Source organism: Methanomicrobiales archaeon HGW-Methanomicrobiales-1 (genome assembly GCA_002839675.1).
Taxonomy (GTDB): Archaea; Halobacteriota; Methanomicrobia; order Methanomicrobiales; family Methanospirillaceae; genus Methanoregula.
Window position 1 is genome coordinate 248,344 of record PGYM01000003.1, and the last position, 21,067, is coordinate 269,410.

Below are 21,067 nucleotides of genomic sequence, written 5' to 3' on the forward strand. Positions count from 1 at the left end.
GGTTAAATCCCTCTGAAAAAATCGGGTACTGTGCGGTTAGTACCCTAAGTTTTTTTAATAAATCCTTTTCTCATGGTGTAGTCAGTCATGCCGGATGGGGTATGGCAGGATCTCAACCCCGGTAATTTATTTCGGTATGTTTTTTCCCTCGCACGATCAATGTGGAAGATATGACACATCACCAAGAATTTGAGCGCCACGATCATGCCGGACACACATGTCGTCTTTGCTCATCATCCCATGATCCCGATCACAAGGCATCCGTAGGTGGCATCTGCCACCATTGCGTGTACAAGATCCTCATTATCATTTTTGTTGTGATGATTGCGATCTCGTATGTCGCATGGTTTGGTATTCTGTAAAGAATCAATTTATTTTTTAATTTCCCCTTCTTCAGGATCACGTAACCGTGGCAGGATAAGGGCCTTAAAATCATTAAATTCTTCTTCGGTAATCAACCCGCGCTCTTTTAAGGTTCCTAAGCGCTCCAGCAGTAAAATCCCCGTTTCAGTTTCAAGAGGTTCATGGGATTTCTGCTCTTTCTGCCGCTCCTCCATAAAACCTGAAGCAAGGATTGCTGAAGGGAGGGCAAGAAGCAAGACTCCCCCGATAGTCACCATGCTGGTGATGGTCTGGCCTAATGGTGTAATGGGGTAGATGTCACCATACCCGACGGTAGTCATGGTCATTGCTGCCCACCACATAGCTGCCGGGATACTGGAAAACTTATCCGGCTGGGCAGCGTTCTCGACAAGATACATGATCGTCGAGGAGAACAGGATCTCAAATACCAGAAAAATTACAAGGATTGAGATGATCTCCCTTTTCTTGAAAATGACACGGCTCAGGAGTTGCAGTGCATCATTGTGGCGGGTGTAGCGCACCAGCTTGAAGATCGAAAGGAGCCGGAATATGTGGAGCAGGGCATAATCCTGAGGGAATACGAAAGGAAAGATGATGGGAATGATCGATATGAAATCGATTATCATGTAGATCCCTGTTGCATAATGCAGGCGATCCTTTACCCTGCCCAGAAATGTGGGGCTGTCAGTACATGACCAGAGCCGCAGGACATACTCTATTGTAAAAATCGTAAGACTGATTGAAATAATTGCAAAAATCAGGTTGTGGATCGATAGTGGAAGATCCGATATTGTGGAGAGAACCACCGCGATAGTGTTAGCCAGGATAAATATGGCGAGGAAATACTTTACTCTCCGTGCTGCCCGGTCCTCGTTTGGATAGGTGTTGAGGATTAAATTGACACGGGTTTTAACCCTGTCATAGCAGGATGGGTCTTTGCAAATTTCCTGTGTATCCTGTGCCGGATTTTCTGTCATCATTGCTCCTTTGTGGATGGATATTTTTGCAGGATCATACGGTTAATCCCGATTCTTGTATTGTTATATGACGAAATCCGGGTGGATGGTATTTAAAGAGTTCGAGATGAATGAGATTCATCTGTTCTGTCAGGCCTTGACGATAAATAAAAAATATCGGACCGTATCACGCGGTCTCGATTTTATCTGCTTCCTGTAAGCCCAGTACCCGTACGGATTCTTCGCGCATCCGGAATTTCTGGATCTTGCCGGTGACTCCCATGGGGAAATCGTTCACAAACATCACATACCGGGGAATCTTGTAATGGGCGATCTTTCCTTTGCAGAAATCCTTTACCTCCTGTTCAGTCATGGTGAGGCCGGGTTTCATCTTCACCCATGCACAGAGTTCTTCGCCATACTTGACATCCGGTACCCCGACAATGTAAACATCCGCAATCTTCTCATTGTGGTGCAGGAACTCTTCGATCTCCCGTGGGTAGATATTTTCACCACCGCGGATGACCATGTCTTTTAACCGCCCGACAATCCTGAAGTAACCTTCCTCGTCCATGGTGCCGAGGTCACCGGTATGGTTCCAGTGGTCCTTGTCAAGGGTGGCATGCGTGGCCGAGGGATTGTTGTAGTAACACTTCATGACACAGTAGCCCCGGGCGCAGATCTCCCCAATCTCACCAAGCGGGACGATCTTTCCTGTCTTGGAATCAATGATTTTGAGTTCGGTGTGGGGGAATGAACGCCCGATCGTGGATACCCGACGGTCAACCGGATCCTTTGTTGTCGTCATGGTAACCCCGGGACTGGTCTCGGTCTGCCCGTAGACGATGACAATCTCGCTCATGTGCATCAGCGTATTGACCTGTTTCATGACCTCGATGGGGCAGGGAGAACCGGCCATGATACCGGTGCGGAGTGTCCGCAGATCATATTTTGCAAAGTTCGGGTGGGTGAGCTCTGCGATGAACATCGTGGGAACACCGTGGACGGCAGTGCAGTGCTCCTTTTCAATCGTTTTTAAGACTTCTTCAGCATCGAATGAAGGGGCTGGCAGCACCATCGTTGAACCGTGGGTGACGCAGGCAAGGTTCGAAAGTACCATGCCGAAACAGTGGTAGAAAGGGACGGGAATGCAGAGCCGGTCTTTTTCCGTAAAGCCCATGCCTTCGCCGATAATATAGCCATTATTGAGGATGCCGTGGTGGGTGAGGACAACGCCCTTGGGAAACCCGGTAGTCCCGCTCGTGTACTGGATGTTGATCGCATCATCGAACGTGAGCACTTCGCCCCGCTCAATGAGTTCATCCATCGTGATCTCATCGGCTTTCTTGAGGAGATCATCCCACGTGTACATGCCGTTATAGGGAATATCCCCAAGGAATACGGCATTTTTTAAGAACGGGAATTTTTCACTGGATATCTTGCCGGGTTTGGATTCGAATGCTTCGGGGCATGCCTCGTAGAACATTCCTACGTAATCGGAAGTCTTGAACCGGCCCTGGATGATGAGTGTCTGTATCTCGGCCTGCTTGAGCACGTATTCGAGTTCGTAGGTGCGGTACGCCGGGTTGATGTTGACCATGATCGCCCCGATCTTTGCCGTGGCAAACTGTACAACTACCCATTCTGCGTAATTCATTGCCCAGATACCGACACGGGCGCCTTTTTCCACCCCAAGACCCATGAGGCTGCGGGCTACCTGGTTTACCTGCGCGATAAACTCGCGGTACGTCCAGCGGATATCCTGGTGGGCAGATACCACCGCTTCCGTGTCCGGATATTTTGCCGCAATGCTGTCTACCATTTCACCGATTGTCATTCCCAGTAAAGGAACGGTCGATGTCCCGCTTGCATAACTCCCCTCAACCATTGATAAAATATGGGTCAGGAATGACATATATTGATACTGATTTTATGCGGGCTGTGGTGCAATTTGATAAAAGAGTGGTGCACTATATAAATCCCTTACCGGTACTTATGGATTAATCTCTCTTTTACTTTCCTGCATTTTCGCTGGGCCGTCACGCATGCAGTACTTTGATCTTGTTTACGATGCGATTCGTGCTAGAGAACGCAGATAACCAAACTCTTAAGTTTGTGTACTGCGAATTTATTGAGTCAGCGGCAGGAAAATCCTGTACGCAGGCAGCATGGGGTTGTGGCCTAGCTCGGAATGGCGACGGGCTCCAGCGGTCTTTGCGTTCTTTGTGCTCGCAGATGATGAACAATGGGTCTACTGATGAAAAGATGATGACCCGTTGGAGCACTGATGCATGTCGGAGAGACCCGTCGATCGTGAGTTCAAATCTCACCAACCCCACATTTTCTTATTCCTTCTTCTACCGTTCGTTTGCGGATCACGATAATTAACCGTACGGTTTTCGTTCCCGCTAATTCACTTATGTACTTTGTACGAGTCAGGAACGCCGGAACGGGTTGTTCTTCTGAAGTTTTTTTAAGAATCAAATCATCTGTTCCCGGTACCCGATCAGCTATAAGCATCCGGAATGCCATCTCACTATCATGAGTCCTGAGCTGCATCTGGTAGATGCCTTTACCGGTACCCCGTTCCGCGGAAACACAGCGGCGGTCTGCATCCTGGATGGGCCGGCCGACCCGGTCTGGATGCAGCAGGTTGCCAGTGAGATGAAACATTCCGAGACTGCGTTCCTGCATCCCGGCCCGGGCAACTGGAACCTGCGGTGGTTTACTCCGGAACGTGAGGTGGATCTCTGCGGACATGCAACAATCGCGGCAGCCTTTACCCTCTGGACAACCGGTCGCGAGAGTCCGGGATCAGCGATCGCGTTTGAGACCCTGTCAGGAACACTCACCGCCAAAAAAGACGGGGACTGGATTACCATTGATTTTCCAGCCGAGCCAGTCACATCTTCAGCATCGGTCCCCGGGCTTGAGCAGGCACTGGGGGTCTCCCCTACCTTTGTGGGGCGGAACCGGTTCGATATCCTTGCCGAGCTTCCGTCAGCAGCCGAACTCTGCACCCTTGAACCCGATATGGTTGCACTCGCGGCAATTCCAACGCGGGGGTTCATCGTAACCGCAGCCTCCGATCTCCCGCATTTTGATTTTGTCTCCCGGTTCTTTGCCCCTTCTGTCGGTGTCCCGGAAGATCCGGTCACCGGTTCAGCCCACTGCTGTCTTGGGCCATACTGGGGAGAGAAACTCAAAAAATCCGAGCTTGACGGGTTTCAGTGCTCAGTGCGGGGCGGGACGGTGAGGGTTACTCTGAATGGCGATCGGGTCATTCTCTGGGGGCATGCAGTTCACATATTTTCCGGCAAGCTGCTTGTCTGACCCGCATCAACGGGCTTATTCCCGGTCCTTTGGCAATAGTAAAAGGGATGATGATTTTTCCGCACGTTACCGTTTTACGGGTTTCTTTGCGGGCTTTGGCTTCTTCGCCGCTGAGCGTGACATTGGGATTTTGCTTTTCATTTTCGTTGCCTCTTCGACTCCTTCAAGCGCAGCTGGCAGGCATTCAAGCACGATGACAAGCCCGGTCAGGTGCAGGTTCATGACAACGGCCCCGATAATCTCGTCTTTTGTCGCACCGGCCTGATATGCCATAATTGCATGGAATTTCACGCCCCGTGAGTTCTTTGTCGAGGTCTGGATTGCAATATTGATCAGTTGTTTTGTTTTTGGGTCAAGGCCTTTTAACGAACGTTGCACCTCGACTAAGTTGTTGAACCGTTCGGCAAGTTCGGGGCATTCCTTCTGGAAGATCTCGTACGGGTTTATCTCTGTCATGATTGTCATCTTCAGGTTTTGCATTGAGCAGGGGATGTGATATATTTTTCATCACCGGATGTTGCTGGTAATCTTTCTCACGTTCCATTGGGATCGTTTTTTCTTACCGATATCCATGCAACAGACCCGGATGGGTCCGGAAACCGCCGGACATTTCAAATGTACCCACGCGACCCCCCTTCTCCCATTTTACCTGCGCACGTGTAATTCTCCGGTGTGAATTCTGCCAAAATCTGCCAGGATCCTGATGATGCCGGGAGGGGGTCGCATGGGTACAAAAGATAATTGCTGCATGGGCGTCATGCTGCTCCGGGGAATTAATTTAACCAGACTCTATGAGGTGAATATGCCGGAAATGAGTGCCCATATTCTTTGTGCCGGGCAGGGTCGTGGCTGGGCTTTTGTACCCGCATGACCCCCCCTGCACGGATATAATGTGGAATAAAGCGTATCCTGTCGGGCCGGCTAACTAGAAAAAAACAGAAGCGGTAAAATGGGTATCTCCCAACGGGAATGAGAACGTACGGCGATGATATTTTTTTTGATCTGCCAACGGGAGCAGCGAATAACTATTGCCTGATTGAATTACCTGATATGGTTGTATGGATAACCGGAATGTATGAAAGAAAAATCCGGCATCCTCTACACACTGGCCCTCTTCAAGCAGCGGTACACAAGAGGGACTTCATGGACCCAGATCCTCTTAAATTTCGGTATCATCACTGCCAACGCCAAACTGTTCGAGGACTTCTTCCTCATCCACTTCGGTCTGACAATCACAATGGTTATCGCACTGGCGGTCCCCTTCTACATCCTCTTCTGCTATATCCTAGGCCATATCGATGAAAAGAGCGGGTTCTGGCAGATCGAAAATGATCTCGGGTACCGGGTGACCCCGTTATCCGATGAGATGCTCCAGACCATACGGGAAATCAAAAAGAAACTCGATTAATTTGCTGGGCTAAAAAAAACCAATCCCCCTTTTTTTGGTCACAGGGACTATCAAGACCGGTGAATCGTCCCGTTTTAAAAAAATTCATCCTCTCTATCGTTATATCAATGATTGATGGATGATTCATGTTCCATATCCCGATGAATAGTTGCCTGGACAATCCTCGGGTTCGTCTTAAAGCCCATCACTTGAATGCCATGCAAAGAAACTCTTAATGTCCTCCCTTACAAACATCATCCCGGAGAAAACCAACATGGAAAAAATTACCCTCGGCTCGATGCCGTACATGAGTGTCATGCCCACCCTGCTCGTTGGGGCAAACGTGAACGGAAAAGCAAACTACATGACCGCTGCGTGGTCTACCGTTGCGTGTATGGCGCCACCCATGGTCTGCGTTGCAATCAATAAAGCCCGGTACACCGTAAAGGGAATCGAGGAGAACCAGACGTTCAGCCTGAACATACCCTCTGCAAAACACGCAGTCGAGACTGATCACTGCGGGCTCGTCTCCGGTGCACAGGAAGACAAATCAAAGGTATTCACATCCTTTTACGGCAAGCTGAAGACTGCTCCCCTTGCTGCGGAGTGCCCGGTCAATATCGAATGCCGGCTCTTTAAGTCTGTTGACTGCGGGAGTCACCTGCTGTACATTGGCGAGGTCATTGAAATCCATGCTGACAAGGCATGTGTCACTGATGGAAAACCGGATGTTGCCAAGTTTGACCCGATTGTGTACGCACAGGCAACCTACTGGCAGATCGGGAAGACCGTTGATAAGGCATTCTCCGCAGGCAGGAAATACCAGAAGAAGTAGGGTGACTGTGGTCAGGAAATCCCTGTCCCCCCTTTTACGTATCCGAAATTTTCTGTGAATTTTACCGGAAATGGACGGTTTATTCCCCTGGCGGTGTCTTTTGGGAACCACGATCCGGTGCTACCCGCAATTGTATCTCCTCCCGCTGATCTCAAGATCTCCGCAAGGGATCAGATTTGTTTATTGTCGTAAACGATCATATAAACTTTTATATTTTTAATTTTTATAATAAAAGAAATTTAACTATTTTCTGGATTATTATAACCCCGGATACTATTTTTTCCCAAAATTAAACCAAAGGAGTTATAAGGGGGATTTCCCACCACTATATACGGAGATGTCAGGAAATCTGAACCAAATCACAGTCTCTATTCAATAATCGGCTGAAATTGAGGAGAAATCCGGGTTCTTATGTATTCCGTTCTTTATGTTGACGATGAAGAAGCACTTCTTGGACTCAACAAGATCTATCTTGAAAAGACCGGGGATTTCTCTGTTGATACGGTTAATTCTGCACAAAAAGCCCTGAGAAAAATCCCGGGACAGTGCTACGATGCAGTCGTCTCGGATTACGATATGCCCCACATGGATGGGATCGCTTTTTTGAAACAAGTCCGTTCACAGCATGGCAACCTGCCCTTCCTCCTCTTCACGGGAAAAGGCCGGGAGGAGGTGGTCATCGAAGCCGTAGACAATGGCGTAGACTATTATATCCAGAAAGGGCAGGACATGCAAAGCATGATCGCCGAGCTCCAGTACAAGATCAAGCGGGCCATTGAACGGCGCAGGGTCAACGATGAACTGGAACGTTCCCGGCAGCAGATGAATGATATCATCAATTTTTTACCGGATGCAACCTTTGTCCGGGATATCAGCGGGCGGGTTATTGCCTGGAATCTTGCCATGGAGAGAATGACCGGCGTCAGCAGTGATGAGATGCTTGGGAAATGCGATCACGAGTATGCCCTGCCATTTCATAATAAGAAATGCCCTCTCCTTGCAGACATGGTTCTTGAAATGAGCCCCTCTTCTGACTCGCGGTACCAGTATTTCAAGCGGTCCGGTGACCGGATAAGTTCCGAGATCTTTATCCCCCATTTCAAAGAGGGTGCCGGGGCAAACCTGTGGAGTACCGCAAGCCCCCTGTATGATACCCACGGGACGGTCACCGGCGCCATCGAATCGTTCCGGGATATCTCTGATCACTATGCCGTAAAGCGGGACCTCAATATTTCGCAGGAGATGATCCAGGGTTTTGCCGACATTTTCCCGGTCGTGATCTACGAGATGGACCTGGATTATGTCCTCACCTTCTGCAACTGTGTGGCTTTTGACTGGTTCGGCATTTCCCGGGATGACTTCGAGAAAGAGATCTCTATCCTTGATCACATCGCACCCCAAGACCGGGAGCGGGCGATGGCTGACCTGAAAAATTCTGTAGGTGGTAGACCAAGTTCTGGTCATGAGTATCTCCTTACAAGGAAGGACAAGAGCACCTTCCCTGCGCTGATCTATGGAGCGAAGATTGTTGATCCCGATACCGGCAAACCTGCCGGTGTACGGGGCGTGATTATCGACCTTACGGAGCGGAAGAAACAGGCGCAGGAACTCTATGAGAGCCGGGAAAAACTGTATCTTGCCATAAAAGCAGGAGATATCGGGATCTGGGATGTGGATTTGCGAACCGATAAAGTGCATAACATCCATCAATGGGCCTACCACACGCTGGGATACCAGCCGGGCGATCTTCCTCCCCTAACAGCAAACGCATGTAAAAGCTTTGTTCATCCTCTCGATCTTCCCCGTCTTCTCTTTGCATATTTCAAGCACCTGTCAGGAAAAGAACCCCTGTTCGAATCGGAATTCCGTCTGCTCCGTAAAGATGGAGACTGGAAGTGGGTGGCTATCCGGGGAAAAGTGCTTGAACGGGATCCTGACAACAAACCCGTCCGGATAACCGGTACGATCAACGCGATCACCTACCCGAAAAAATAAGTTTACTGCGAGGATGAAACTGTTTTTTAGTCCTTACTGAATTTTTTTTAAATAAGGCACACCGGAATTATAACAGGCAATATCCTGTTCAAGTTGTCTGGCGAATCCAAAACCAGTATTTTCTGATGTGCTTGCAGATACTCTCTCTGCAAATAGCTCTTTTATCCGGACTTTGCCTTAAGCTCATGATTTGATATATTTATCATCACTCAGCGTCACATACTATCAGGATTAAGGAGAGTTCCAATGTATTTAGTCGGAGAAGCACTTGTTGGCGATGGCGCGGAACTCGCGCACATCGATCTGCTGATGGGCGATAAGGAAGGCCCGATCGGTACGGCGTTTGCAAACGCGATCTCACAGCTTTCAGCCGGGCACACCCCGCTGCTCGCAGTCGTCCGCCCGAACCTGCTCACAAAACCTGTTACGCTTGTCATCCCGAAGGTAACCCTGAAGGATATGGCGCAGGTAAACGAGATGTTCGGTCCTGTACAGGCCGCGGTTGCAAAGGCTGTTGCAGACTGTGTTGAAGAAGGCCTTTTTAATGGTATTGACCTCGAGAAGGTAGCGATTCTCGCATCCGTTTTTGTCCACCCGGATGCCAAGGACTACAACCGGCTTTACCGGTATAATTACGGTGCAACAAAGCTTGCGCTCAACCGTGCGCTTGCGGCGTTCCCCGATGCAAAGACCCTTGTGTTCGAGAAGGATCGCGCAGCCCATGCAGTCATGGGATTCAAAGTACAGCGCCTCTGGGATGCTCCGTACCTGCAGGTCGCAATGGACCTTGTGGATATGGGCAAGGTAGCACAAGTGTTAAAGGAGCTTCCTGAGAACGACCACCTCATAATCGAGGCAGGTACCCCGCTTATCAAGAAGTTTGGCCTCGGTGTCATTTCCGAGATTCGCAAACTCCGCCCCAATGCGTTCATCATCGCGGATATGAAAATCCTCGACACCGGGAATCTTGAAGCCCGCATGGCCGCTGATGCAACTGCCGACGCGGTTGTTGTCTCGGGTCTTGCGCCCGCATCAACGATGGAAAAGGCGATTTCCGAAGCCCGCAAGGTTGGCATCTACTCGATTGTGGACATGCTCAATGTGCAGAACCCGGCCAAGGTTATTGCGAGCCTGAAAGTCAAGCCTGATATCGTGGAACTCCACCGTGCGATTGACACCGAAGAGACCGCTCATGCATGGGGGGACATCCAGGCGATCAAGAAGGCAGCAGGCGGCAAGCTCCTTGTGGCTACCGCCGGTGGCGTTCGGGTCAATGTTGTCAAGGATGCCCTCAAGGCTGGTGCAGATATTCTCGTAGTCGGCCGTGCTATTACCGCAAGCAAAGACATCGGTCATGCGGCAGATGAGTTCCTTGAACAACTCGACCGCGAAGAGATTGACCAGTTCCGTATTATGACGGATTTCTGAAATACTATTTTTTTTTAATTTTCAAAATTCTCTGACACCGTTGTCAATGGCCATTGAGTTGGTAATGTTTTACTTTGCTTTATTGGCGCTGCCTGCCCGACTGATAATCAATAGCAGTAAACTTTCATCATCCGTAACGCAAGGCAAACCCTTTTTACGTTTTTACAGCTTATGACCTTGATATAAGGTAAATACGTTCATTATGGCGTCGTCTCCCCGGATTCTTATTGTTGATGATGACAGTGTTATCACGCATCTCATCACCCTGATGCTGCAAAAAAAGGGCTATAATATTATTGGAAAATTTTCCACCGGCGAAGAAGCGCTTTTAAAATCCGCGGAACTGAACCCGGATCTCGTGATCATGGATATCCGGTTAACCGGACATCTGGATGGCATAGCGACTGCACGATATATTTTCAAGATTTTCCAGTTCCCCGTTATTTTTATTGCCGGTAAGGAAGATGAAAATCTCCTTGATAATGCCCTGTACTCAGAACCGTATGGGATTCTCTTTAAGCCGTTTATGGATCTTGAGCTGAAATCCAATGTAGATCTTGCCATCTACAACCATAGTATCAGGAAAAAATCTCTTGGCAGTTATCTTTTGGGAGAACCGAACAAGGTCGTAGAAGTAAATGAAGTCATCATTGTCATGGATCCAAAAGGCAGGATCATTTTTTTCAATCATTATGCTGCCTGGTTTATCGATCTTCCGGGACCAGAAATCCTGATGAGTTACTGGAGAGATGTCCTCATGCTCATCGACGACCTGACCGGTGAAGAACTAAAAGATCCAATCAATGATGTTGCAAAGCATGGTGCGGTGGTTATACACGATACTAATACTGCCATTGTTACAAAATCCGGCAAGCGCCGGAAAATCAGTATTCTGGTGCAGCCCCTCCTGGACGAACGGGGGAAGCTTCTGGTGCTTACCATGAAAATCAGAGAAAAAAAACTCTGATTATTCCTCTCTTTTGCGATTCAGTTCTTCATGTGACCCCTGACATTTTTTGCACGTCCAAACCGGTGCAGCAGGTGAGTTATTGAGATTGCCTGGGCGTGAGCACTCACTTCCCCCATTTTAAAAATCATCTGGAAATCTGCGGCTGATATATCCATTTGGTAAAAACCGGCATTGCTGCTGGAGGAACATACGCTCCCCTGTTCCTCCTTCCCCCTTCCCGCAAGTTAATATCCTGCTCCTTTCTCTTCTGTGACCTGATTAATGATCGCAGAACCTATCGTATATGGGTGCCAACCATTCTGTAATGAATAGTGAACCGTACCCGGTTATCCTTGTTCATGGATGGAACAGCCATCCCGGGATCTGGAACCGTCTCGTACCCCGGCTTTCTGATGCGGCAATTCCTTTCTGGAAGTTCGATCACGCCGGGATGAATGGTGCGGATATACCGGAGCTGGCAGCAGTACTGGCATCCTTTATTGGTGAGATGCGGGATGAGAATGGATATACAGGACCCGTAGACATTGTCTGCCATTCGATAGGCACCTGTATAGCCCGGTTCCTTCTCGAAGTGATGGACGGGACTGACCGACACCAGAAGGTCAGGCAGCTGATCGGTCTTGGCCCGCCCAACAATGGTTCAGCGCTTGCAGAACTGTTCCATGATCCGCTGATGGGAGGAGAGATCATCAACCAACTCACGGGTGTTTTTGTCCCCCGGGGATTCGATCCTTCTGCCGATCCCCTCGTGCAGGATGTCCGTCCCGCCAGCCCGGCCATGCATACCCTTCGTTCAGCAGGAATCCGCTCCGATATCACCTATCGTATCATCGTAACGGCAAATCCCGGTGGCAGACCAGATTTCTTCCCCTTGTTCAAGGGAAATACCTGGGATCTTGATCCTGACGGAAAGTGGCAGCAGACCTGGGAAGGTGACGGGATTGTCTCGCACAGTGAATCCCGGCTCCCGGGAATCTCCCTTGATATTTTACCATCGGATATGGATGATGCAGTGCCATTCCTTCCTCCAGACCAGTACTGCCACATCAACCTGCCGAGAAACCCGGTTGTCATCGAACGGATCATGCAGTACCTGACACATCCTGCTCTGTAATCAGGGGGCATGAGGGGAAAGGATTCACTTTTCACACCCCATGGTTCAATAAAAAAGTACCTTTGATGATCCTGCCCTGCATCTTACGAAGATCAATTCCCCGAAGTCCGTTGGTAAAGTGAGTCAAAACCGCACCAACTATTAAAAGGAACCGGATAAACACTGTGTACGTAAAAAATAAAGAGGGACTTACGTCATGGATTATTTATATTTTGATCAGGTATACAAACGCCCCCTCCTGATCCCGGTGCTCATTGGAATCAGTGCAGCAGTGACACTTTTCCTCAATATATTTGGGCTGCTCCATGGTTTTACCAATGTTCTTCCCCATCTTCTCTACGTTCCGATTATCCTTGCAGCATATTACTATCCCCGTCGGGGCGTGCCGTTTACCCTCGTGCTTTCGGCACTTTATTCAGCCGCAGTCTTTGTCCTGTATCCTGCAAATATGGATGCACTGGCAGCAGCTCTTGCACGGGTTGTTGTCTTCATAACAATTGCTGCCGTTATTTCCTACCTGAGTGCAAGGATGCACCATGACACCCAGATGTGCCGGCGACTGGTTTCCATCGTAGCATCATCAAGCGATGCAATAGTTGCAGAAACCTTTGACGGAATTATCACCGACTTAAATACCAGTGCTGAGAATCTCTTCGGGTATACATCAAAAGAGATTAAAGGAAAATCAGCTGCTCTTCTCCTTCCTCCTGATAAGCTGGATGAATCCAAAAATCTCTTAAAAAGTATCAAGAATGGTACACCGGTTGACCGGTATGAGACCGAGCGACTGACCAAAACCGGCAAAAGGATCCAGGTATCCCTGTCGCTCTCCCCGATAAAAAATGCAAAAGGGGAACTGGTTGGTGCCTCAGTCAGTGCGCATGATATATCTGATAAAAAGCAGCTGCAGGACGAGATCCTGCGGGCAAAAGTAGAATGGGAACGCACCTTTGATGCAGTTCCCGATATGATTGCAATTATCGGACGGGATTTCCGGATTATCCGCGTGAATATGGCAATGGCCGACCGGTTGGGAATAAGCCCGGAAGATGCGGTGGGAAAACCGTGTTATAATCTGTATCACCGCAGTAATAATCCTCCAGGTTACTGTCCGCTTACCCGCCTGCTGGAAGATGGCCAGGAGCATGCACAGGAATTTCATGAAGATACCCTGAATGCAGATTTCCTTGCAACCGTTTCACCTCTCTATAATGAAGAGGGAGATATTATCGCCAGCGTCCATGTGATGCGGGACATAACTGAGCGTAAAAACGTAGAAAATGCGCTGATAATAGCGAATAAAAAACTGACAATGCTTTCGTCCATTACCCGGCATGATATCTTAAATAAACTCACCGGACTGAAGATGTACCTTGAACTCTCGAGAGAGAGTGTGAAAGACCCGGTCTTCCTTGATTATATTGCAAAGGAGATAGATGTTGCAGGGGCGATCGAACGCCAGATCGAATTCACACGATATTACGAAAGTATTGGAGTGAATGCCCCGCAATGGCAGGATCTGATTGAGCGGATACGTTCCTCGGCATCGCAACTCTCGCTCGAAGGGATCACCTTCGATATTCTGCTGCCGCCTGTCTTTGTATATGCCGATGCACTAATAGAAAAAGTGTTTTATAACCTTATAGAGAACTCACTTCGCCATGGGGGCGGGGTAACCAGCATATCCTTCACTTTCGAAGAAACGGATGATGGTGCAGTGATCACGTACCGCGATAACGGTGCCGGAATTCCCCTTGCAGACAAGGACAAACTGTTCCGGCGCGGTTTTGGCAAACATACCGGTCTCGGTCTTTTCCTGTCCCGGGAAATCCTCTCCATTACCGGAATCACGATAACAGAAAACGGTACCCCGGGAAAAGGCGTCCGGTTTGAGATCCGGGTGCCAAAAGCCAGTTACCGATTGAATTCAGCTCATCCGGTTAATCCCGTGTAACAATCGCAGTGAATGGTGCAGGGAAATTTCCGGTAAAACTGCCAGAGTGATTGATTATGTCAGGAATTACCACCGATCAGAAAAATCTTGCCCTCATCTTCGCTATGCAAAAGGGCGAGATCACCGAATACCTGATCTATACAAAGATTGCAGCCACAACGAAAGATCCTCATAACCACGAAGTACTGGTAAGGATTGCAGCTGAAGAGCTCACTCACTACGGGATCTGGAAACGATACACAAAAAGAGATGTTGCTCCTGATATGCTGCGGGTCTGGTATTACTATCTGATCGCCCGGCTGCTGGGGATGACATTTGCTATAAAACTCATGGAGGGTATTGAGAAGCGGGCACAATCGGCCGACCGGGCCCTCCCATTTACGGTTCCGGAAATAGATGAGATCTTAAAAAATGAAGAAATTCATGAACGCGAGCTGATCGCCCTCATCGATGAAGAGCGCCTGAAGTATGTAGGTTCAGTAGTACTCGGGTTGAATGATGCGCTCGTGGAATTTACCGGAACCCTTGCCGGTCTTACGTTTGCTCTCCAGAACACCCAGATCATTGCGGTTGTCGGGCTCGTGATGGGTGTGGCTGCATCTCTCTCCATGGGAGCATCCGAGTACCTCTCGCAGCGTTCCGATGGGGGACCAACCGACCCGGTCAAGGCCTCGGTGTATACCGGTTTTACGTATATTGTAACCGTTGCCCTGCTGATCCTGCCGTTCCTGCTCTTCTCCAGTCCCTTTATTGCCCTGATGCTCACCTTGTTGGCCGCAGTAATGGTGATCTTTGTCTTTACCTTCTACGTTTCCGTGGCAAAAGATCTCCCGTTTTACCGGCGCTTTGTCGAGATGGCAGCCATCAGTCTGGGCATTGCAGCGATATCCTTCCTGATAGGAATTGCCATACGAACCGTTCTGAATGTAAACGTATGAACTGGAGTTCCGGTACTAAGATATTATTTTAGCCAGTTTTCCCCCTACAAAAAATAATATTGCCGATTACCTTCAATCCTCTGGTAATGACTGCCATAATTACAGATGCCCGTCAGCAGCGAATCGTTTTGTTTATTATCGCATTTGCTGCGTTCATGGCATCGCTGGATTCTACCATCGTTAACATTTCTTTACCGGTAATTTCGGAATACTATCATGTTGAGTTTTCGCTCGTCTCCTGGATCGTCATGGCATACCTGCTCGTTGAAGCGAGTTTTCTCCTTGTCTTTGGAAAGCTTGGGGATATTCACGGGTTCCGGCGGATATTTATCGCCGGGTTTGCTGTTTTTACACTGGGATCCCTTCTTTGCGGGCTTTCCGACACGATCTACCATCTCATTGCATTCCGTGTGCTCCAGGGCATTGGTGGTGCGGCACTGGTTGCTGTTGGTCCTGCGATGGTGGCCGTGTTCCTCCCTGCTGATAAACGGGGATGGGCGTTTGGCATTATCGCTACGGTTGTTTCGCTGGGCATTGCCGCCGGGCCGATTCTCGGGGGATTTTTAACAGAATACTTAAGCTGGCACTGGATCTTCTTTATCAACGTCCCGTTTGGCATAGCAGCAGTCTGTGCGGCATTTTATCTCTTTCCAAAAGACCGGATCGTCCGGTCAGGCAGTAAATTTGATATCGCCGGTTCAGTCCTGATCTGCGCAGCCCTTACAACCCTTTTGTATCCGCTCAACCAGGGACTCGCTCTTGGCTGGACGTCGCCGGCCATCCTTGGCCTGTTTGTCCTCTCACTTGTCCTTTGGATCAGTTTCTTTGTGCATGAGCGCCGCTGTCCTAACCCTCTCGTTGACCTGACGTTGTTTAACAACCGGAATTTCAATCTGGGAAATTGTGCCGGGTTATTACTGATGCTCTGTTACGCGGGTTCTGAATTTTTATTGCCGTTTTTCTTTGAAAATATCCACGGTTATACCCCATCCATTGCAGGTCTGTTACTTGCGGTCCCTGCAGTTGCTCTTATGGTTGTTGGCCCGGTTGCAGGAGCATTTTCTGACAAATATGGATCCCGTCTTATCACATCAATTGCTTCCCTTCTTGCCGTGATCAGTTTTATTCTTTTCAGCATGTTCACCGTAACGACGGGTGTTGGTTTCATAATTGCAGCGCTCATCCTTTTTGGGATCGCAGTTGGCCTGTTCTTCCCGCCGAATATGAGCCAGATACTCACGGATGGAGGAGCAGAAGGTGAAGGGGTTGTATCGAGCGTGATGATGACAATACGGAATACCGGCTCGGTTCTCGGCGTGGCCTTGTTCAGTACCATTGTTGTGCAGGTCATTCTCGGGTTATCTCCACACGCAGCGGATGCAACGGCTAATGCGATTCCCATGCAGGTATTCGTTGCCGGTTTCCATGCAGCCTTTATCGTTGCGATCGTTCTCAGTATCGTGACACTGGGGCTGTCTCTCCTGATTGTAAAACGGAAGAGGGTAACTCTCGGGGAGAAATCATAAACATCTCTCCTTATCCGGTCAACCTGCTGGTGAATCCTGCCATTTTAATATTCCCAAAAGAGAAAAGGTAGTATCCGGATATTCCTTATGCAAGGTTTGCTTATGATTCATAAGCGTGCATAACGGCCGCCACCATTACTATTGAACAAGCTGTCTGATACCATGACTCCTGCACATTCCTGTTTTAAATCGATGAGTGTCCGGCAGAAGATCCTTCTCATTTTCCTGATTCTGTCTGTGATCTCACTGCTCATCACGGGTATTGTGGCATTTGTTACGATATGGGGTATCGGTGATCTTGCAGAAAAGAGCAGTCTGACCCTCGGTGGGACTGCAATACACCAAAGCAAGGTCTCTCTCCAGCAAGAAGCAGAGAAAGATCTACAAAGGATTGCATCCGATCAGGCAGAGATCACTGATGTCATCTTTTTTGATACCAATAGTGAGATGGAGATCCTTGCAGCGCAGGCAGCATCCCTGCAGAATAATACTCCTCTGATACCCAGCGTACCTTCTTTTACAACAAGTGCCTCTCCCCGGGATCCCTTCAATAGTACCGTAATTCTCCTTGCTCCCGGGTCCACCGCGATACCCCCGTCTGATGAATACCGCACTCTTGCGGGAATGGATGATCTGCTGATGGCGGTGCAGCACGCAGATACGGATATGGCCTCCGTCTACGTAGCCACTGATTCAGGAATTCTGCGGTCAAATCCCTGGTGTACTTTTGAACCCGGTTATGATCCAAGGGACAGGGACTGGTTTACCCGGGCAAAATCATCTTCGTCTGTGGCCTGGTCCAAACCGTATGTAGATGCAAGCGGCAATGGACTGATGATTACGGGTTCGCATGCGGTGCCGACGAAATACGGAACATGGGTAATTGCTTCAGATATTACCATCGAAACCATTAAACAGGAGATTCTCAACCTCGCACTTAGAGGGACCGGCTATGCGTTGCTGATCGATAATGAGGGAAATGTGATCAGCAGCCCGAACCAGACTGCAGGAAATACGACCTGGGATGAGGCTTTTGCCTCTCATAATATTTTTGACAGTTCTGATCCGGACCTGGTGAAAACCGGCAGGAATATGGTTGCGGGAAAGACGGGGATGGAGCATATCTGGATCGATGGCCAGGAGACCTATATTGCCTATGCCCCGGTACCGTCCATGAACTGGAGTTTTGCCATAGCAAAGCCCGCATCACAGGTTATGGCCCCTTCGATGGAGACGGAAGGAGCGATCCTTTCAGCAACACAGAGTACCAGCAAAAATATCGATGCCCAGACCACTCGTATCCTGGGTATTTTTGTGGGGCTTTTCTGTATTCTGTTAATTATTGTGATAGTGCTCTCGGTCATGCTGTCGAAGATCATTACCCGGCCTGTTGAGATACTCAAACAGGGTACGGTGGCAATCGGTAACGGTGATCTGGATTATCACTTAACGATCGAGACAGGAGATGAATTCGAAGCACTTGCCCACTCGTTCAATACTATGGCCGGTGATCTCAAAAAGAATATTGAGCATCTCCGGCGCACCACTGCGGAGAAGGAACGCTATGCCAAGGAGATGGAGATTGCAAAGGAGATCCAGGATAATTTCCTGCCGGAGTCTGCCCCTGCAATTCCCGGTATTGAACTGGCTGCTGCAACCCTTCCAGCAATGGAAATTGGCGGCGACCTGTATGATTTTATCCCGGTAAAAGGCAATCGCTGGGGCATTGCCATTGCTGATGTGTCCGGCAAAGGGGTCAGTGCTGCGCTGTTCATGGCGCTCAGCCGCACCCTGATCCGGATTACCGGCAGTGCCGAGGCCGATCCGTCTGTTGTCCTGCAGCAGGCAAACCGTCTGATATTCGAAGACGGCCGGTCAAGCATGTTCATCACGGTATTCTACGGTGTTCTGGATCCGGAGAAGATGACGTTTACCTATGGGAATGCCGGTCACAATCTCCCCCTGCTCGTACGAGGAAACCCGCCGGAAATCCGGATTCTGGAAGATGGCCGGTGTATTGCACTGGGGGTTGTTCCTGAAGTAACAATCACCCCGGGGGAACTGGCACTTCAACCCGGTGATCTGATTGTGATGTATACCGACGGGGTAACCGAGGCGTTCAATCCCCGGGATGAGGAATTTGGTGAAGAGCGACTGGCTGACTTTATCAGGGATCACCGGGATGCACCTGTTCAGCAAATTATTGATGATCTCCTCGAAGAACTTAAAAGATTTTTCGACAATGCCCCGCAATCCGATGATATTACCCTTGTTGTGATACGGGTAAAATGAGCGGTTGTGTGGCCCGACTAAAAAAAATCCGGGTACGATGTCTGCTGGCTCTCTCACCAACACTAAAAAAAATGTTCGCAAATCCTGGAAAAAATCAGATCTGTCGTTTCGGGTCATTCTCCCCACAAACGGAGAACGGTTTTTTCCTGGTGATGGGTGCCATTATGCTTGGATGTGCAGGAACCTGCGATTTTTTTAAGCACGTCCCCTCGGTTGTCTCTTTCATGCGCAGAAATGATTCATCCAGTGCAGTTACGAGGATTTCAATATCCCTCGTGTCATAGTCACCATGCAACTCTGCGATCAATGCCCGGATTGCCTCCCGGTTAAATAAATCGTGATCGGATTCGAGCGTAATCATGTTCAGGTCTGCATAACAGAGTGCTGAATGATATGCGGCAACATAATTTTTCAGATCCGCATAGAGCATATCGCGGTAGATCTGACCTTTTGACGTAGTAAATGCAGCAAGTTTGCCGGAGATCCGATCGTATTCCTGCCAGAATGTTTCTTCCATGCCATTGCTGTTTTTTAACGCCTCGATAAGGTGGGGAATGCCGAATTTTTCATAACAGGGAGCACAGGCCCGGTAGCTGCCAAAACTTTCCAGATGGTCGAAATGGTCTTGTGTCTCCCTGATGCTCTCTTCATATCTCTGCAATCGGTGCCGGATGTAGTTTGCCTGATCGTTGTCCATGGGTATGCCCTGTATCAGTGATGGTGAGAAATCCACATCGGGATCGTTATAAAAATGCCTACCTTTATTGCCGTGATATCTTTAAATTTTTTTCTTTAATCATCATAAAAAATACAATCCGGAACATTCCCGCTATTGTACGGGAATTAATTCCTACGGTCTTTTTACCCGGAAAAACGCAGTACAGGATACATTTCATGTCGCATGCATTACCTGTCGAGAGTGGGGAGGGGCCGGGTTCCTATGCCACGAAACAACGGACCGTCCTGATCAGCCTGGTTATTGACTTCATCCTGTGGATCCCGGATATTATCGCCGCCATCCTCTCCGGCTCGATCGTCCTGTTTGCTGATGCTATCAAATGCGGCAACGAGATTATTGCAACCTTCTTTGCATACCTGACAATTCGCAAGATGGCAAAAGGCGGTGCCGGGGCGTATGATTATGGTATGGGCAAGTTTGAGACAATAACATCGGTCATCACTGGTGGTGTGATGTTTGTCTCGCTGGCAATCGTCTTTGTGATTGCCCTCTACCGTATCGCTGTTCCTGCAGAGCTTGTTCACGAGGGTGTGCTTCTTGGTATCATTCTTATGGTGATTGGTGTTAGCATGAATTCGTATCTCTGGCTGAAGAACTACCGGTTCAACCAGAAGGAGCCTTCACCTATCATGGACTCGCAGTGGCGGTTGTTCCGTGCAAAGGCATTTTCAGATTTCACGGTACTTGTTTCCCTGGTTGCATCCCTGGAGTTCTCCGCTTTCAGCTGGTCTCTCTATATCGACCCGCTTGCTTCGTTTGTCATCGCCGGGTTCCTCCTCTTCTCGGGATACCGGGTCATCACCTCATCCTTACCGGATCTGCTCGATAAAACCCTTGATGAAGAACTCCAGATGGTGATCGTCCGGCACCTTGCTGTTTTCTTCAATGATTATACCGCCCTGCATGGTGTGCGCTCACGCCGTTCAGGAAGCAACGTGTATATTGAGATTTTTTTGGAGTTTGATGGCGAGAAGAAGATGTGCGATGTGCAGGAGGTCATCAACCGGATCAAAGTGTCGCTTGAAACCCACATTCCCAAAAGTTCGGTGAGCGTGGTGCCGACCTGTCCGGCTTCAAGTGACGGAACTTCTCTCCCGCCCCCCGGTCCCTGATTTTTCATTGCCTGCCTTTTTTCATATTTTCCAGGATTTCCGGTAAACACGTGCATGATCAACACTGGTTTTTAACAATAACCGTACTTTTTTGTTCTTAAAATCCAATAACTGGATAGAATAAT

At 48.9% G+C, this 21,067-nt stretch carries 16 protein-coding genes and 1 tRNA gene; 13 read left to right on the forward strand and 4 right to left on the reverse strand.

Annotated elements, in window-relative coordinates; translation table 11 throughout:
* Nucleotides 1-371: 371 nt before the first annotated feature.
* Entirely contained in the window at nucleotides 372-1,340 is a 969-nt protein-coding gene (locus CVV30_10675; GenBank protein ID PKL68373.1) for an ion transporter, read from the reverse strand.
* Nucleotides 1,341-1,506: 166 nt separating this feature from the next.
* A complete protein-coding gene (locus CVV30_10680; GenBank protein PKL68535.1) occupies nucleotides 1,507-3,207 on the reverse strand; it encodes an AMP-binding protein in 1,701 nt (566 codons plus the stop codon).
* Between the two features lie 282 nt (nucleotides 3,208-3,489).
* Between CVV30_10680 and CVV30_10685 the strand changes: the two genes are divergently transcribed.
* Together CVV30_10685 and CVV30_10690 are read left to right on the forward strand one after the other, a co-directional pair.
* A tRNA-Trp gene (locus CVV30_10685) sits at nucleotides 3,490-3,657 on the forward strand.
* 203 nt (nucleotides 3,658-3,860) lie between these two features.
* Nucleotides 3,861-4,652 (forward strand): oxidoreductase, encoded by a 792-nt coding sequence (locus tag CVV30_10690; GenBank protein PKL68374.1) that lies wholly within the window; start codon nucleotides 3,861-3,863, stop codon nucleotides 4,650-4,652.
* 66 nt (nucleotides 4,653-4,718) lie between these two features.
* Here CVV30_10690 and CVV30_10695 read toward each other — a convergent pair whose 3' ends face one another.
* Nucleotides 4,719-5,117, reverse strand: coding sequence for a 4-carboxymuconolactone decarboxylase (locus CVV30_10695; GenBank protein PKL68536.1), 399 nt, complete (start codon nucleotides 5,115-5,117; stop codon nucleotides 4,719-4,721).
* Between the two features lie 610 nt (nucleotides 5,118-5,727).
* Here CVV30_10695 and CVV30_10700 point away from each other — a divergent pair.
* The 10 genes from CVV30_10700 to CVV30_10745 all read left to right on the forward strand — a co-directional run bounded on the left by CVV30_10700 (nucleotide 5,728) and on the right by CVV30_10745 (nucleotide 19,091).
* Nucleotides 5,728-6,060, forward strand: coding sequence for a hypothetical protein (locus CVV30_10700; protein PKL68375.1), 333 nt, complete (start codon nucleotides 5,728-5,730; stop codon nucleotides 6,058-6,060).
* 253 nt (nucleotides 6,061-6,313) lie between these two features.
* Nucleotides 6,314-6,874, forward strand: a complete 561-nt coding sequence (locus tag CVV30_10705) for an NADPH-flavin oxidoreductase (protein ID PKL68537.1) — start codon at nucleotides 6,314-6,316, stop codon at nucleotides 6,872-6,874.
* A 411-nt stretch (nucleotides 6,875-7,285) separates the two neighbouring features.
* Nucleotides 7,286-8,869, forward strand: a complete 1,584-nt coding sequence (locus CVV30_10710; protein ID PKL68376.1) for a hypothetical protein — start codon at nucleotides 7,286-7,288, stop codon at nucleotides 8,867-8,869.
* Nucleotides 8,870-9,115: 246 nt separating this feature from the next.
* The gene (gene fae / locus CVV30_10715) at nucleotides 9,116-10,297 is read left to right on the forward strand and encodes a formaldehyde-activating enzyme (protein ID PKL68377.1); all 1,182 of its coding nucleotides are present in this window, start codon (nucleotides 9,116-9,118) and stop codon (nucleotides 10,295-10,297) included.
* A 202-nt stretch (nucleotides 10,298-10,499) separates the two neighbouring features.
* Nucleotides 10,500-11,264 (forward strand): hypothetical protein, encoded by a 765-nt coding sequence (locus tag CVV30_10720; protein ID PKL68378.1) that lies wholly within the window; start codon nucleotides 10,500-10,502, stop codon nucleotides 11,262-11,264.
* Nucleotides 11,265-11,571: 307 nt separating this feature from the next.
* On the forward strand, nucleotides 11,572-12,381 hold the full coding sequence (locus tag CVV30_10725) for an acetyltransferase (protein PKL68538.1): 810 nt from the start codon (nucleotides 11,572-11,574) through the stop codon (nucleotides 12,379-12,381).
* A 196-nt stretch (nucleotides 12,382-12,577) separates the two neighbouring features.
* Nucleotides 12,578-14,335 carry a hypothetical protein gene (locus CVV30_10730; GenBank protein PKL68379.1) on the forward strand — a complete coding sequence of 586 codons (1,758 nt, stop codon included), beginning with the start codon at nucleotides 12,578-12,580 and terminating at the stop codon, nucleotides 14,333-14,335.
* 56 nt (nucleotides 14,336-14,391) lie between these two features.
* Nucleotides 14,392-15,273, forward strand: coding sequence for a rubrerythrin family protein (locus tag CVV30_10735; GenBank protein ID PKL68380.1), 882 nt, complete (start codon nucleotides 14,392-14,394; stop codon nucleotides 15,271-15,273).
* Nucleotides 15,274-15,359: 86 nt separating this feature from the next.
* The gene (locus CVV30_10740; protein ID PKL68381.1) at nucleotides 15,360-16,799 is read left to right on the forward strand and encodes an MFS transporter; all 1,440 of its coding nucleotides are present in this window, start codon (nucleotides 15,360-15,362) and stop codon (nucleotides 16,797-16,799) included.
* A gap of 162 nt (nucleotides 16,800-16,961) precedes the next feature.
* Nucleotides 16,962-19,091 (forward strand): serine/threonine protein phosphatase, encoded by a 2,130-nt coding sequence (locus CVV30_10745; protein PKL68382.1) that lies wholly within the window; start codon nucleotides 16,962-16,964, stop codon nucleotides 19,089-19,091.
* A gap of 94 nt (nucleotides 19,092-19,185) precedes the next feature.
* On the opposite strand, the gene CVV30_10750 is transcribed toward CVV30_10745, so the two are convergent.
* Nucleotides 19,186-19,788, reverse strand: a complete 603-nt coding sequence (locus CVV30_10750; protein PKL68383.1) for a hypothetical protein — start codon at nucleotides 19,786-19,788, stop codon at nucleotides 19,186-19,188.
* Nucleotides 19,789-19,985: 197 nt separating this feature from the next.
* Between CVV30_10750 and CVV30_10755 the strand changes: the two genes are divergently transcribed.
* Entirely contained in the window at nucleotides 19,986-20,942 is a 957-nt protein-coding gene (locus CVV30_10755; protein PKL68384.1) for a cation transporter, read from the forward strand.
* The last annotated feature ends 125 nt before the right edge of the window (nucleotides 20,943-21,067 follow it).

Coding starts and splice junctions, on each gene's coding strand:
- CVV30_10675 (PKL68373.1), bottom strand. CDS start 1,340: ATGACAGAAAATCCGGCACAGGATACACAGGAAATTTGCAAAGACCCA.
- CVV30_10680 (PKL68535.1), bottom strand. CDS start 3,207: ATGGTTGAGGGGAGTTATGCAAGCGGGACATCGACCGTTCCTTTACTG.
- CVV30_10690 (PKL68374.1), top strand. CDS start 3,861: ATGAGTCCTGAGCTGCATCTGGTAGATGCCTTTACCGGTACCCCGTTC.
- CVV30_10695 (PKL68536.1), bottom strand. CDS start 5,117: ATGACAATCATGACAGAGATAAACCCGTACGAGATCTTCCAGAAGGAA.
- CVV30_10700 (PKL68375.1), top strand. CDS start 5,728: ATGAAAGAAAAATCCGGCATCCTCTACACACTGGCCCTCTTCAAGCAG.
- CVV30_10705 (PKL68537.1), top strand. CDS start 6,314: ATGGAAAAAATTACCCTCGGCTCGATGCCGTACATGAGTGTCATGCCC.
- CVV30_10710 (PKL68376.1), top strand. CDS start 7,286: ATGTATTCCGTTCTTTATGTTGACGATGAAGAAGCACTTCTTGGACTC.
- fae (PKL68377.1), top strand. CDS start 9,116: ATGTATTTAGTCGGAGAAGCACTTGTTGGCGATGGCGCGGAACTCGCG.
- CVV30_10720 (PKL68378.1), top strand. CDS start 10,500: ATGGCGTCGTCTCCCCGGATTCTTATTGTTGATGATGACAGTGTTATC.
- CVV30_10725 (PKL68538.1), top strand. CDS start 11,572: ATGAATAGTGAACCGTACCCGGTTATCCTTGTTCATGGATGGAACAGC.
- CVV30_10730 (PKL68379.1), top strand. CDS start 12,578: ATGGATTATTTATATTTTGATCAGGTATACAAACGCCCCCTCCTGATC.
- CVV30_10735 (PKL68380.1), top strand. CDS start 14,392: ATGTCAGGAATTACCACCGATCAGAAAAATCTTGCCCTCATCTTCGCT.
- CVV30_10740 (PKL68381.1), top strand. CDS start 15,360: ATGACTGCCATAATTACAGATGCCCGTCAGCAGCGAATCGTTTTGTTT.
- CVV30_10745 (PKL68382.1), top strand. CDS start 16,962: ATGACTCCTGCACATTCCTGTTTTAAATCGATGAGTGTCCGGCAGAAG.
- CVV30_10750 (PKL68383.1), bottom strand. CDS start 19,788: ATGGACAACGATCAGGCAAACTACATCCGGCACCGATTGCAGAGATAT.
- CVV30_10755 (PKL68384.1), top strand. CDS start 19,986: ATGTCGCATGCATTACCTGTCGAGAGTGGGGAGGGGCCGGGTTCCTAT.